The 14,032-nt window shown below is 49.4% G+C and carries 14 protein-coding genes and 1 tRNA gene; 4 read left to right on the top strand and 11 right to left on the bottom strand.

Translation table 11 applies throughout. The features are described from left to right. The first annotated feature begins 7 nt into the window (after window positions 1-7). Window positions 8-1,954 carry an ABC transporter substrate-binding protein gene (locus B152_RS0116590; RefSeq protein ID WP_020593558.1) on the top strand — a complete coding sequence of 649 codons (1,947 nt, stop codon included), beginning with the start codon at window positions 8-10 and terminating at the stop codon, window positions 1,952-1,954. A 56-nt stretch (window positions 1,955-2,010) separates the two neighbouring features. Here the strand turns inward: B152_RS0116590 and B152_RS0116585 are convergent, their stop codons facing one another. The 9 genes from B152_RS0116585 to B152_RS0116545 form a co-directional block, all read right to left on the bottom strand. Then, on the bottom strand, window positions 2,011-2,787 hold the full coding sequence (locus B152_RS0116585; protein WP_020593557.1) for an MBL fold metallo-hydrolase: 777 nt from the start codon (window positions 2,785-2,787) through the stop codon (window positions 2,011-2,013). 4 nt (window positions 2,788-2,791) lie between these two features. Then, on the bottom strand, window positions 2,792-3,580 hold the full coding sequence (locus B152_RS0116580; protein ID WP_020593556.1) for a TatD family hydrolase: 789 nt from the start codon (window positions 3,578-3,580) through the stop codon (window positions 2,792-2,794). After that, complete coding sequence (gene metG / locus B152_RS0116575) at window positions 3,580-5,130, bottom strand: methionine--tRNA ligase (protein WP_281168729.1); 1,551 nt, start codon at window positions 5,128-5,130, stop codon at window positions 3,580-3,582. Before metG ends, B152_RS0116580 begins: the two co-directional genes overlap by 1 nt. Window positions 5,131-5,169: 39 nt before the next feature. Beyond that, window positions 5,170-6,285 (bottom strand): DNA polymerase III subunit delta', encoded by a 1,116-nt coding sequence (locus tag B152_RS0116570; RefSeq protein WP_020593554.1) that lies wholly within the window; start codon window positions 6,283-6,285, stop codon window positions 5,170-5,172. Between the two features lie 3 nt (window positions 6,286-6,288). Then, complete coding sequence (tmk, locus tag B152_RS0116565) at window positions 6,289-6,939, bottom strand: dTMP kinase (protein ID WP_020593553.1); 651 nt, start codon at window positions 6,937-6,939, stop codon at window positions 6,289-6,291. A gap of 2 nt (window positions 6,940-6,941) precedes the next feature. Continuing rightward, a complete protein-coding gene (locus B152_RS0116560; protein ID WP_020593552.1) occupies window positions 6,942-8,108 on the bottom strand; it encodes a D-alanyl-D-alanine carboxypeptidase family protein in 1,167 nt (388 codons plus the stop codon). A gap of 111 nt (window positions 8,109-8,219) precedes the next feature. Then, entirely contained in the window at window positions 8,220-9,200 is a 981-nt protein-coding gene (locus B152_RS0116555) for a septal ring lytic transglycosylase RlpA family protein (protein ID WP_020593551.1), read from the bottom strand. Window positions 9,201-9,314: 114 nt separating this feature from the next. Then, entirely contained in the window at window positions 9,315-10,568 is a 1,254-nt protein-coding gene (locus B152_RS0116550; protein ID WP_020593550.1) for a lytic murein transglycosylase, read from the bottom strand. Between the two features lie 122 nt (window positions 10,569-10,690). Beyond that, window positions 10,691-11,146, bottom strand: coding sequence for a hypothetical protein (locus B152_RS0116545; RefSeq protein WP_157231140.1), 456 nt, complete (start codon window positions 11,144-11,146; stop codon window positions 10,691-10,693). Window positions 11,147-11,296: 150 nt separating this feature from the next. Between B152_RS0116545 and B152_RS0116540 the strand changes: the two genes are divergently transcribed. From B152_RS0116540 to B152_RS0116530, 3 genes are all read left to right on the top strand, one after another. After that, entirely contained in the window at window positions 11,297-11,635 is a 339-nt protein-coding gene (locus tag B152_RS0116540) for a PilZ domain-containing protein (RefSeq protein WP_020593548.1), read from the top strand. Between the two features lie 61 nt (window positions 11,636-11,696). Further along, complete coding sequence (locus B152_RS24120; RefSeq protein ID WP_020593547.1) at window positions 11,697-12,038, top strand: FliM/FliN family flagellar motor switch protein; 342 nt, start codon at window positions 11,697-11,699, stop codon at window positions 12,036-12,038. A gap of 171 nt (window positions 12,039-12,209) precedes the next feature. Then, a tRNA-Ser gene (locus B152_RS0116530) sits at window positions 12,210-12,299 on the top strand. A gap of 489 nt (window positions 12,300-12,788) precedes the next feature. On the opposite strand, the gene B152_RS0116520 is transcribed toward B152_RS0116530, so the two are convergent. Together B152_RS0116520 and B152_RS24115 are read right to left on the bottom strand one after the other, a co-directional pair. Next, window positions 12,789-12,950, bottom strand: a complete 162-nt coding sequence (locus B152_RS0116520; RefSeq protein ID WP_211212231.1) for a hypothetical protein — start codon at window positions 12,948-12,950, stop codon at window positions 12,789-12,791. A 304-nt stretch (window positions 12,951-13,254) separates the two neighbouring features. Further along, on the bottom strand, window positions 13,255-14,032 hold a 778-nt coding region (locus tag B152_RS24115), incomplete at its 5' end, for an ABC transporter ATP-binding protein (RefSeq protein ID WP_020593544.1).

Raw genomic sequence — 14,032 nt, 5'->3', positions numbered from 1 at the left:
GGGCAGAATGAAATCAAGATCAGGGCTGCAAAAATTCTTTCTTGCAGCCGCCAGTATAGCGGCTCTGTTTTACCATGTGACCGCTCGGGCTGACAGCTACCAGTCACCTGTTGCTGATTTGTCTTCTCTTGTCTTCCAGGAAACACCCAGTTTGCTTGATCAGGTTGCCAGTGGGAAACTCCCCCCGGTAATCGAGCGACTGCCTCTAGCTCCTTTTGTTGTAAAGCAAAGTCACTCCTGGGAACCCGGCAAACATGGAGGCACCATCAACAGCCTGATTGGGAAAGCCAAAGATGTCCGCCTGTTCGTTGTTTATGGCTATGCCCGTTTAGTTGGCTACACCCCTGAGCTGGAGTTTACGCCCGATATCCTCGAGAAAATGGAGGTAGAGGACGGCCGGGTCTTCACAATGACGCTTCGCAAGGGGCATAGATGGTCTGATGGCGCCCCCTTTACCTCGGAAGATTTCCGCTACTACTGGGAAGATGTTGCCAATAATGCCGAGTTGCAGCCCTTTGGTCCTCCGGCAGAACTCATGATTGACGGCCACCTGCCAACCGTAGAAATCATTGACGAAGTTACAGTCCGTTACAGCTGGCCTGTCCCAAATCCTTTTTTCCTATCCCAACTGGCTTCAACGGCCCCAATTTTTATCTACCAGCCTGCTCATTATATGAAGCAGTTCCATGTGCGTTATAATCCAGCGGACGAACTGGAAAAGAAAGTCCAGAAAGCTGATGCGCGCAACTGGGTTCAGCTGCACAACCGCCGTGCCAGTCAGTATAAATACACCAACCCGAAACTTCCTTCACTGCAGCCGTGGGTCAATACAGTCAAGCCACCTTCCACGCGCTTTATCGGTGTGCGCAATCCTTTTTATCACCGGGTTGATGAACTGGGACAACAACTCCCCTATGCAGATGAAATGATACTCTCTGTCGCTGGGGGCGGGTTGATACCGGCCAAAGTAGGCGCAGGTGATGCCAATATTCAGGCCAGAGAACTCAGTTTTTCTGACTACACCTTTCTCAAACGCGGTGAAAAACAGAACAATTATCTCGTCAGGTTATGGAAGACTGTTCGCGGTTCTCACTATGCTCTTTACCCTAACCTGAATGTAAATGATCCTGAGTGGCGGGCGCTTAATCGGGACAAACGTTTTCGCCATGCGCTCTCACTTGCCGTAAATCGACGTGAACTGAACCAGGTTCTTTTTTACGGCCTCGGGCTTGAGGGGAACAATAATGTTTTGCCTGACAGCAGCCTCTACAAGGAAGACTATTTTAAACGTTGGACCAGTTATGATCTAAAGCAGGCTAATCTTCTCCTTGATGAAATCGGCCTGACCACTCGCAATGATGAGGGGCTGCGCCTTCTTCCCGATGGCCGCCCGATGCAGATCATTGTTGAGACTGCAGGAGAGAGCAGCGAAGAAATCGATACTCTGGAGCTTATCCACGATTCCTGGCTCAAAATCGGGATAAAAATATTCCCCAAACCGTCCCAACGCGAGGTTCTGAGAAACAGAATTTTTGCAGGCGAAACAATCTTGTCGCTCTGGTTTGGTAATCAGAATGCCCTGCTCACGTCTCATTCTTCACCAGAAGAATTTACGCCACGAATGCAGCAGTCATTCCAGTGGCCCAAATGGGGACAGTTTGTCGAAACCAAAGGCAATGCCGGAGAAGAGGTCGACATGCCCGAGGCTCTAGAGCTAAGCAATCTCTATGTCTTGTGGCTTAAGTCACACAGCACTGCTGAAAAGAAAGCTATCTGGAACCGCATTCTGGAAATCAACTCAGAAGAAACTTTTTCCATTGGCTTGGTCGCAGAAATCCCCCAGCCAGTGGTTTTATCTGCAAACCTTAAAAACCTGCCACTGGAAGGTTTTTATAACTGGGAACCCGGGTCACTTTTCGGGGTTTATAAACCGGATGGTTTCTGGTTCGAGTAAGATCAAGGAATAAAGGTGCTAAAGTACTTTTTGGTTACTCAGAAACGAGAAAAACCTTAGCACTCAATAATCAAACCATCATATCCCGGTTCAACACCTTCAGGACATTTTGAAAGCAGATCATCATAGTCTACCTGCTGATTAAGATGCGTTAAGACAGCCCGCTCGGGTTTAAGCCGCTCGATCCAGCTCAGGGTTTTTTCAAAATGTGCATGGGATGGATGCGGCTCATATCGCAGGCAACCGACAATCCAGTATTTGATACCAGCTAAGGTTTCAAATGCTCGCTCATCAAGGTCAACAACATCAGTTGAATAGGCAAAATCACCGAAACGGAACCCAAGCGATTGTACAGACCCGTGGTCCTGATAAAACGGGGTAATATCGATTGCCCCAACTGAAAACGGCCCCTCAATCAATTGGTCGTTCATCATGGGTGTATAGCTGCTTTCCGGGTCACAGGAAGACGTGAAAGCATAGGGGAAGCGTTTAATAATTGTATTCCTGTCAGCCTCATCCATGTAGGTTTCTATCGGCCCCCCAGCCTTATAGGCAAGATAGCGGAGTTCATCCAGTCCGTGAGTATGGTCCGCATGGTCGTGGGTATAGAGAACAGCGTCAATACATTCCACACCAGAATCCAGCAACTGGACTCTCAGATCTGGGCCTGTATCAACCAGAATAGTTGTCCCCTCGTGTTCAACCAAAATTGAAACACGACGTCGCCGATTTTTGGGATTATTCGGATTGCAGTTGCCCCAGTTCCCTCCGGGTGTTCCGGAACAGATCGGAACGCCTCCGGAACCGCCACAGCCAAGCATTGTGATTTTCATAAGATCAGTCAGTCGTTGGTCGTTTTGCCTTTGAAAACAGACGATAAAAATTATCTGTCGTCGCAGTATGTATTTGTGACAAGCTTACATTCTTCACATTAGCCAATGCTTCAGCCGTGTGACGAACGTAAGCTGGTTCGTTCCGCTTTCCCCGGAAAGGAATGGGCGCCAAATAGGGACTGTCGGTTTCTATCAAGAGCCTGTCAAGAGGAGCTTCCGCAACAGTTTGCCGAATTTCTTCGGCCGACTTGAAAGTAATCACCCCGGAAAGGGAAATATAGAAGCCCATTTCCAGCGCTGCCCTGGCTAAATCCGGACCTGCAGTAAAGCAGTGTATCAAAGCCGGATATGCCCCTTTTTCATATTCATCACGCATGATTGAGACAGTGTCATCATCAGCATCACGGGTGTGGACCACCAGGGGTAATCCGGTCTCTCTCGCCGCAGCAATATGAGCCCGAAAGCTTATCGCCTGTTCCGCACGTGGAGCATGATCATAGTAATAATCAAGGCCACTTTCCCCAAGCCCGATGACCTTGGCATGTTGTGCTTTTTCAATCAGAATATCAGGTGAGGATAGGCCTTCGGTACCGGCTTCGTGCGGATGAACCCCAACAGTGCAATAGATGTCATCATGTGCTTCAGCAATGGATTGAATCGTCTCAAACGTTGAGATTTTGGTGCCAATAGTCACCATACATCCGATCCCGGCATTGCGGGCTCGATCCAGGGTTTCTTCCAGATCTCCATCCCGAAGAAAATAATCAAGATGGCAATGAGAATCGACAATCATCACTCTTCTTCCACATACCTAGGGAAAACGCCCTCAGGCTTGCTTATCTCTGTACCTGAAACCAGCGGAGTTCCCAATGTCTGAAATCCGCGTTGATCCGCAGACAAGCTTAACTGACCAAGCATCTTTTCCATAGACTGAGGCATCACTGGCTGGAGCAAGACAGCAATCTGTCGAATGACTTCACTCAGGACATACAGGACTGTTCCCATACGGGGAGGATCGGTTTTGCGCAGAGTCCAGGGAGCCTGTTCATCAACATATTTATTCGCAGTCGAGATGACTTCCCAAACAGACTCAAGCCCCCGATGGAAACTCTGTTTGTCAAAATCGTTCCGCATCTTTTCCAGCAGTCCCCCCGCTTTTGCGAGAAGCTCCTGATCTTCTGCAGAAAAGGTGCCATGTTCCGGAATTTTCCCGTCACAGTTTTTGAAAACCATGGAAAGGACCCGCTGGGCAAGATTACCAATATCGTTGGCGAGATCACCGTTCACGCGGGAGATCATAGCCCGGGTCGAATAGTCTCCATCCTTCCCAAACGGAACCTCGCGCAACATAAAGTATCGTACCTGATCCAGCCCGAACTGTTCAATCAGGGCCAAAGGATCAATCGTGTTGCCAAGGGATTTGGAGATCTTCTGCCCTTCATTGGTCCACCAGCCATGAGCAAAAACCCTCTTCGGCAGCGGCAGGTCAGCCGCCATCAGAAACGCAGGCCAGTAAACAGCATGAAAGCGTACAATATCTTTTCCGACCATGTGAAGATCTGCGGGCCAGAACTTCTTGTAAGAAACAACATCTTCATCCGGATAGCCCACAGCTGTCAGATAATTTGTCAGGGCATCAAGCCAGACATACATGATGTGCTCATCGTTACCTGGAACTGAAATGCCCCACTTGAAGGTCGTTCGGCTGACTGACAGATCCCGCAACCCGCCTTTAACAAAGCTGATGACTTCATTACGTCGGCTGTCGGGGCCGATAAAATCAGGTTGTTCCTGGTAAAGTTTGAGCAAGGGTTCTTCAAAAGCAGACAGCTTGAAAAAATAGGACGGCTCTTCGACCCACTCAACCTCTGCGCCAGTTGGCGCGATGAACTTGCCTTCAGCAGATTTTGTTAATTCAGTCTCGGTATAGAATGCCTCATCCCGGACTGCATACCAGCCTGCATAGCTTCCAAGATAGATAAAACCTTTATCTTCAAGAACCTGCCACAGTTTTTGACAAGCAATTTTATGACGCTCTTCTGTTGTTCGAATAAAGTCATCATTCGAGTAATTACAGATTTCAGTCAGATCACGGAAATTCTGCGAGACACGATCGGTGAAAAGCTGCGGATCAATCCCTGCTTTCTCGGCAGAGGCTTCAACCTTCTGGCCATGTTCATCTGTCCCGGTCAGGAAGTTCACATCAAAACCGTCCAGCCGTTTGAAACGCGCCAAAACATCACAGGCAAGCGTTGTGTAAGCGTGACCAATATGTGGCTTGTCATTCACATAATAGATGGGGGTCGTAATATAGAAGGCCCCTTTGTCAGATCCGCTCATCAAAAACTCCTGATACCAGCACAGCCGGCCGCACAGGAGTTATCAGGACAGCCGGGATTGGAGCTCCATAAAGGTTGTCACAACCACTTGCTTCTTGTCCAGATTAGCACGTGTGGCACGGGCATAATTTGTCGAGCACTTCTCCCACAGGCCGAGCCATTGCGCAAGACCATGCCTTTCAATTAATGATGCAACCAGTTTTCCTTCGCCGGGCAGCACCATCTCGGCAACCTTGCCCTTACCAGCAAGTTTGATCAATCGAGCCAGCCACCAGAGAAAAAGCTCCATCCCTGTTTTGAAAGCCAGAGGGTCAGCAACAGACAGTTTATCTGCAAAAGCATAAAGACGTGCAATATCAAGCCGCGGCAATGTCCCCAGTAGTTCGATCATCTCGCGATAAAAATCCAGCCCCCCGCTCTGCCACAGATCCAGAGCCTTCCCGACACTTCCTTCGGCAAGTCGGGCAAGTTGTAGAGCGTCTGCGTCAGAAACTTCCGGCGCTTTCTCCTGTAACAGAGCGACAACCTGCTTTTCGTCCAGAACAGTAAGCGGCAGGTGACAACAGCGGGAATGGATCGTTTGCAGGATCTGGCCTGGCAGATGGCTGATCAAAAGCAGAACGGTTTTTTCAGGCGGCTCTTCGAGAACTTTGAGCAAGGCATTGGCCGCGCTGTTATTCATTTCCTCAACGGCATCGACAATAACGACGCGCCAGCCCCCTTCGATAGAGGTTTTATGGGTAAAGTTGACAATCTTGCGCACATCCTCGACAGGAATGTTAGAGCGCATCTTCCCTTTGTCATCCGGACTGAGCTCCAGCGTGACCAGATCACCATGAGATCCTGCGGCCACTCTCCGTGATACGGGATTCTCTGCACTTACAACAAGAGAGGTCGGGGCTATATTTTCTCCAAAAAGTCCACCACCTCCCCCGTCAGGATTCTCATTCATTAAAAAGCGGGCGAAACGGTATGCCAGTGTAGCTTTGCCAATACCCCGAGGACCAGTCAGCATCCAGGCATGGGGCAGGCGGCCTGAACTATAGGCCTGCAACAACACCTCTTCTGCCCCACTGTGGCCGAAAAATTCATTGCTGTTACGGGGATGAAGCGGGGATGGACCGAGTTCTTCTGCACGAGGTTTGGTGGATTTAGCCACAGATCAACTCCCCGCTTCAGGATCAGGTTTTGTTGTTTTGGCGATGACCGCCTTCCAGATATTCTCCGCCACCACGTCCGCTGAAGCCGTTGCATCAATCACAATACAGCGTTCTGAATTTGCCTTGGCAATCGAGAGAAAGCCCTGACGCATTCTTTCGTGAAACGCCGTGTCCATCCCCTCAAAGCGGTTTTCCCCGACCGAATGCCCCTGTGTTCTCGACAAGCCAACCGATACCGGCAGATCCAGAACAAGCGTCAGATCAGGTCGAAAATCCCCAAGAACCCAGTGATTCAAGGCAGCAATCTTGTCAACTCCCAGACCATGCCCAATCCCCTGATACGCCATGGAGGAATCAGCAAACCTGTCACAAAGTACCCACACCCCTTTTTTGAGAGCGGGTTTTATCACCTCCTCGACATGCTCCTGTCGCGCAGCATACATCAAAAGAGCTTCAGTTTTCGGGGTCCAGCGGGCCGCATCGCCCCGGACCAAAAGGTTCCTGATTTCCTCGGCTCCCGCTGTACCGCCGGGTTCACGTGTGCAGATGTTTTTAATACCGGCATCCCGCAAACGATTGGACAGACTGCGCAACTGGGTGCTTTTCCCCGCGCCCTCACCGCCTTCAAGCGAGATAAAAATCCCCTGTTGCATCCCTATGACTTGCCAAATACCAGATAATTCAAGGCCGACATAATCCGGCCAAAACCGCCCTGTCTTTCCACAGAGTTTGCCGCAACCAAAGGAATTTCAACGGGTTCAATATCAGCTGCTTCAATGCGGAGTGTCGCGAGACGCTCGCCTTTTTCAATCGGCGTTTGGATAGGGCCAAGATAATTGACAGTTGCCTTCATACTGTTTTTGGCATTCCGTGGCAGAGTGAGCAAAAGGTCTTCCTGCGGCACCAGGTCAATGCTTTCTTCTTTACCCAGCCAGACATCAGCAGTCTCGACCACTTCACCTGCCTTAAACAGGTTAAAATTATCAAACTCGCGAAATGCCCAGGAAACGAGCCGTTCGGACTCTTCTGCTCTTTCCTTTAAACTGGACAAGCCGTTTACCACAAGAATGATCCGTCGATCGCCCTGTACAGCAGATGCCGTCAATCCGTATCCGGCTTCTTCAGTGTGACCTGTTTTCAGCCCGTCCGATCCGATGTTTTTATAAAGAAGGGGATTGCGATTGCCCTGGGTTATCCCCGCCCAAGTAAAAGATTTTTCGGAATAGACATCATAATATTCGGGAAAGTCGGTAATAATCCGGTCAGCGAGTGTTGCTAGATCCTTGGCAGTCATTCTTTGGTTTGGATCAGGCCAGCCGGTGGCATTCACAAAACTACTGTTTTCCAGGCCGATCTCTCTGCCTTTTGTTGTCATCTCTGCGGCAAAATTCTCTTCTGATCCCCCAAGTCCTTCAGCAACAACGATACAGGCATCGTTACCGGACTGAACAATAATTCCACGCAAAAGATCATGGATCGAAACCTGGTTGCCGACTTCAACAAACATTTTCGAACCGCCCTTGCGCCAGGCTTTTTCGCTGACAGCAAGCTTGTCGTCCAGGGATAATCGGCCATCTTTCAGACGTTCAAAAACCATATATGCCGTCATGATCTTACTCATCGAAGCCGGTGGCATCGACTGGTCACCATTTTTATCAAGCAGCACTGTTTTTGTTGTGTAATCAATCAGATAAGCTTCTCGTGCCAGGGTGTCCAGTGCCTGTCCCGGCTGGATTGCAGCAAGCAAGCAGGCCGACCCCAGCAACAGAGACTTCATCGCGCGACGAAAATTTATTTTGTGGAAATTTGTTCTGTTTTTCATGAGCACAGTTAGCACCTGATATTTTGAAAGTCCGACCTATAGAGAATCAATCTCCAGATCATCAATAATGAGAAAATATGCCGTGAATAGGGCTGATATCAATGGTTATTATTATTCGACCACAACCCGAGCATCTGTATAGCCGTTATCATGCAAGACCTGAAGCAGCTTGTCCGCTTCATCCACCGTTGTCAGTGGTCCCAGCCTTACCCGGTAAAAAGTCTGCTGATTAACTGCCGCATTGGCAACCTGTGCCGTTCCAAGCGAAGAAAGCTTCACACGGAGACGGTCCGCATTATGCATCTGCAAGAAAGACCCCGCCTGAACAAAAATTCCGGTCTCAGCGACCGGAATTTGTGTAACAACTCCATCAGGGTTATAGGCGGGATTATAAGCAACTGGCTCTGCTTTTATCTGAGGTGGAGGAGGAGATTGGGGCTGCTGTGCAACGGTTCCTCCCGCAGCTGGCGCGTCAAGTGGTTCCGCGACAACAGCCTCTGTCGGTGCGCCGCGCGTTGATGTGTCACTTGAAGCGATCTCTGTTTTATAGGCAGTAAGATCTTTATCCTGGGAAAGAGCAGCCAGTTGGCGGCTTTCTTCTTCAAGGATTTCAACCCGAACCTTTGCGGTCCCAGCCAGCTCAAAACCTAACAGTTGAGCTGCACGACGGGAAACATCAAGAATACGGCTGTTGGAAAAAGGTCCCCGATCATTAACCCTGAGTTTGATCGAACGCCCGTTACCAAGGTTTGTTACCCGGATTAATGACGGCATTGGCAAGGTGCGATGCGCCGCTGTCAGGGCTTCTTGGTCGTACTGCTCTCCATTAGCTGTCAGCTTGCCGTCAAATCCGGGGCCATACCAGGAAGCAATCCCTGTCTCGCTGTAGTCATAATCCACCGCCGGATAGTACCAGAGATTTTTCACCTGATACGGCGATCCGACCTTGTAGCGCCCGACTGGTTTGACCGTATCAGGTTTACCAAGCTGTTTTGTTGCATGTGACGCCAGCTCAATCTCAGCACACCCTGCAAGGCCTACTGCCAGAGCAATAAAAAAGCCACTTATGATATGTAATTTAGCAAAGCGCATTGAGCCCCCCGTAACACTGCAATTCTTTTGTCAGTTTTCATCACTTCCATTCAGACCAGCCTGACATTTCCATCAGTCTGGCATAGTTGAGTTGTTTTTTAAACCGTCCAACTGTCATGAAGCCCGAAGCCTGTTTAACAGGTCTTCATCTGGATAGCCATCCCCGGGAAGACCAACCTTTTTCTGGTATGCCCGTATCCCCTCCCGGGTTTTTTGCCCGACAATACCATCTGGTTCACCGACATCGAATCCCTGTTTTACCAATAAGCTTTGAATTTCTTCGACTTCAGTTCGGTGCAAGGCCCGCTCATCCTGCTGACGAACAGTTTGCAAGGGGCCAGCTCCTGCAATTCTATCCGAAAGATGCCCAACGGCTATGGCGTATAGTATTGACCGGTTCCAGTTCAGTATTTTTCTATAGTTGCTGTACACTAGGAATGCTGGCCCCTTGTGTCCCGCAGGAAGAATCAAAGAGGCTTCAATCATGGCATCTGGCAAATTGGTTCCATCGATACTTCTCACCCCCTGAATCTGCCATTCTGCCAGGGGTAAATTTGTTTCCAGCCCCGCAAGATCCCAGTTAAAATCAGAGGGAATTCGCACCTCCCTGCCCCAGGTGTATTTATCCGTCCAGCCTATTTGTCCCAGATAATTTGCAGCCGAGCCAAAAACATCAGGTAAACTTTGCCAGATATCCTGCCGTCCGTCCCCGTTCTCATCAACAGCGTACATGGTATAGGTCGAGGGAATAAATTGCAGATGCCCCATCGCTCCAGCCCAGGACCCCGTCATTTTTTCTGCCGAGATATGCCCCCCCTGAACAATTTTCAAAGCTTCAAGCAACTGGGTACGGAAAAAATCACTTCTGCGAGTATCATAGGCCAGGGTCGCATTTGCTGCGATGACAGAAAATCCGCCTGTGTGTTCGCCAAAATTGCTTTCGAGCCCCCAAAATGCCAACAGGAATCGTTTTTGAACACCGTATTTCTGGCTGATTTGATCCAGCAGTACTCGATGTTTCTGTTCCAGTTCCTGGGCTTTTTTTATCCGGGTCGGATCGACTGCCCGATCAAGGTATGACCAGAATGTCCGTGTAAATTCCGGCTGCCGACGATCATATTCAATAATTTTAGGGATTGGCTGAACGCCCTGGAAACTTTCCTCAAGCGTCTTGTCCGATATGCCTTTTGTTCTGGCTTCACGTTTGAACTCGCTGAGCCACTGGTCGAATGACTGTGTCTGAACAGATTCGGAGACAGGCACTACGGCAGATACCCCTTCAGCAAAAACCGCTGTCGAAACGGCCAAAGCGATAAAAACTCCGCCTGAGAGAGCAGGGCGGATAACATGACGCAGGGATGGAAACAAAACAGGCTCCGAATCGCAGGAAGTTACTGACAAGAAATCTTTGACGGCCCAACCTTAGACGATTGTGTCAGGTAAACTCCATCATGAATTACCCAAAGCAATCCCAAAAGATTGTGTCAAAATTATATCAGCTTGTGAAAAACCTGGCAGTTCGATGTCCCCTGGGACTTGAACAGATAAATCCGGTCCTTGTCTGCCAGTTTTTTGGGATCATGAATCATATTCGGGCGATAAAGCGCCGCACCATACTTTCGCCCATCAACAACCGCTATATACTGCATCTCCTTGACCTGAAGAAACCGCCCGCGCTGACATGCCCGACTGAGACCGGCATCATTGGTAAAAAGTTTGTCCAGCGTATCCGCAGATTTATAAATGAGCCGGCTCCCCAAATAGGGTTCATTTTTGGGAAGAGACGAATTGAGGCCCGGCTTCAGGAGCGGCTTCCTGACAATGCTGTTGGGCGTCATATAAGCTGACTGGGCATAGGCGGTTGCAGGAACGACTATTACTGACACACTTGAAATCAGCGCACAGAACAGAGCAGCCATCCATTTGTTTGTTGTCTTTACAGTCATAATGTCACAGCAACCCTAAACTCTATCAACAACTGATGATAAGGGCGAAAAACAAACATACAGTTAACAACTTGTTTTCTCTTTTGTGGGACTTTAGGACTGATGATTGAATAAAGTCTCTACCGCTTACTTTTAAGGATCAACCTCAGCATGCTCAAAACCCTGCTGGATAAGCTCTTCGGAAAACCGGAAGTCAGGCGTGAAGGACGTGAATTTGGCTTGATAGGTCATATTACGCTTGATGGCTATACCTATGTGCTTGAGAACTGGAGCTCGAGTGGTTTTGCCGTTACAGGTTACCGTGGACCTCTTTTACGCGGTGACAGGCCAAGCATTGAGTTCCATTTGCAACTTAATGATGCCACATTAGACTTCCAATGCAGCGCTATCATCGTGCGCGTTGACGAGGAAAAACAAATACTTGCCGGTGCCTTTGTCGAGATGGACAAAGAGACCCGCGTGAAACTTGCGAATTATTTTGATAGCTAACTTCTAGAAGCAGGCGTATCCTGTAAAACGTTTCAGATCACATAGTTAGAGAGCTCGCTTTATGCCTGGCGAAGAAACCCCGAAAAATTCTGTCGATGATGTTGCTAAAAATCGCTCAGACATCGATCCCCCCGCAATTCATGGCGTCGGGCTGGAAGTTTCCGCAATACTCGGCACGGCCCAAATGCCGGTAAGTCAGCTGTTGAAAATGGGTCGAGGTGCGGTTGTTGAACTGGACAAATACATTGGTGATACCATTGACATCAGCATCAATGACCAAATGATTGCCCGCGGAGAAGTCATGATCAAAGACGACCGACTTTGTGTCGAGATTACTGAAATGATCAAGCGTACTGGTAACAAGCGGCAGAAAAAAACTGCCGAGAAACCAGCAGAGAAATAAATTTCAAGGTTATAAAATCCCCCCCTTCTGGCCTTTCCATCAAAAATAATAGCTTTTTATAATCTAAGCATTTGACAGGCGAAGTGAATAAAGATAATTCAATGCCCGGCGAAACAGTCGGACGCGATCTAACTGTTTCAACAGACGAATGACGAAATGTCATTCGCATGCGGAAGGTTGGCAGAGCGGTTGAATGCACCGGTCTTGAAAACCGGCAAGGGTGCGAGCCCTTCCAGGGTTCGAATCCCTGACCTTCCGCCATTCTCCCCAAACACATCTTCCTTCAAACTTTAAAAACAATTTCATATTGCCACAATTCGCTGTGGGCGCTCATCTTCTCCCTGTATCAGCCATTTCAACAGAACTTCATTTGAGCAAGGTCAAATTTTCACAAGCTGAAATTGTAACAGCAATGCAATCCTCATCTCTTCTTCATTAAAAATTTGGGAGATGAGTCATGCGTAAACTCAATTATTTTCAGGTTATGAAAATAAGAGACCAGTTTGTCGAAGAATTCTTTCAGCTCTGTGAAAAGGGAGGAGATGATTTTGAAAATCGCTGCGCATTGTATATGCAGGAGATTCAACGCCTCAACCTGAAACTGAAGGCGGAAACCCCCTTTCGTCAAGTGAGTAACAGCAGATAAAAAAGGCTCCTGTACTAATCAGGAAGCCTTAAATTTTACCAATAAGTTGCTACTGTCGCATTCCAGCAGGCCTGCCTGCCGGAATGCGCAGAGATTTATCCTGCTTATTTGTTATGGAGATCGACGAGATATCCCGCACCTGCCCCCACAGCCCCGCCGATGACAGCACCACAGGTAACACAGCCCCCTGTCAGAGCAGTTCCGGCGACACCAACACCTGCGCCAATAGCACCACCACTCAAAACACGTTGCTGGGTTTTAGACATATCACTGCACGCCCCCAACAAAAGGGCGATCGTAATAACAACAGGAAAAAGTGAAACTCTCTGGCGCATGTTAAAGCCTCAATGGTAAAAATATTGCCTGGACAATACCCTGAACTACGACAGGTCAGTTGTAGTTTATTTGTGGCAAAATTTTGCGCCCTGGCAGGCCACCGCCCTTACCTGAGGTAGATCTCACGCATAATAAAAGCCCCGCTTTCCGGCTGGATCGCGGGGCTTTTTGTTTTTAGATCCGTCCCCTCGTTTTCGGGCAGGATCTGGTCTTTTGGTTGGGAGCCCAGCCCCCCTAGTGTTCGATGCCGAGATCCTTGCCCGAGACGGCATCCCCACGTTCACGTGCAGCCAACAGATCATCAAGCCAGTCCGTGCGCATCTCCGGCTTCGACGACAGCAGCAGATCGGTGTAGGGGTGGTGTGGCGGCTTGAACATATCCACCTTCGCTCCGGAGTCCTTAACCTCCCCCAGCTGCATTACAACAACCTCGTCGGCAATGTTCTCCACCGTCGCCAGATCATGCGTGATAAAGAGATAGGCAACTCCAAGCTCCCGCTGCAGACGATCCAGCAAAGCAAGAATCTCTTCCGCAACCAGCGGATCAAGCGCAGAGGTCACCTCGTCACAGATCACAAGCTCAGGCTCCGCCGCCAAAGCCCGCGCAATACAGACACGCTGCTTCTGACCACCGGAAAGCTCCTGCGGGAAACGTGTGATATAGTCCTCCGGCAGATCAATCAGCTGCAGCAGCTCCTTCACTCGCGCGTTGCGCTCCGAAAGACCCATGTTGAAATAAAACGTCAGTGGACGACCGATAATCTCGCCAATCGTCTGACGCGGGTTCATCGCAACATCCGGCAGTTGGTAAATCATCTGCAGCTTGCGCAGCTGATCCTTGCTCCGGTCCTTCAGCTTCGCTGGCAGAGCCTCCCCCTTGTAGAGGATCTCCCCCTCAAGCGGCGGTAACAGCCCGGTAATCGCCCGCGCCGTCGTCGACTTGCCCGATCCGGACTCCCCCACAACCGCAACCGTCTTGCCGTGACCAACTGAGATATTTACATTCTTCAGA

It is taken from the genome of Kiloniella laminariae DSM 19542, assembly GCF_000374005.1.
Classification (GTDB): Bacteria; Pseudomonadota; Alphaproteobacteria; order Kiloniellales; family Kiloniellaceae; genus Kiloniella; species Kiloniella laminariae.
The sequence above is the reverse complement of the archived record's forward strand: the minus strand, read 5'-3'. Positions and strand labels throughout refer to the sequence as shown.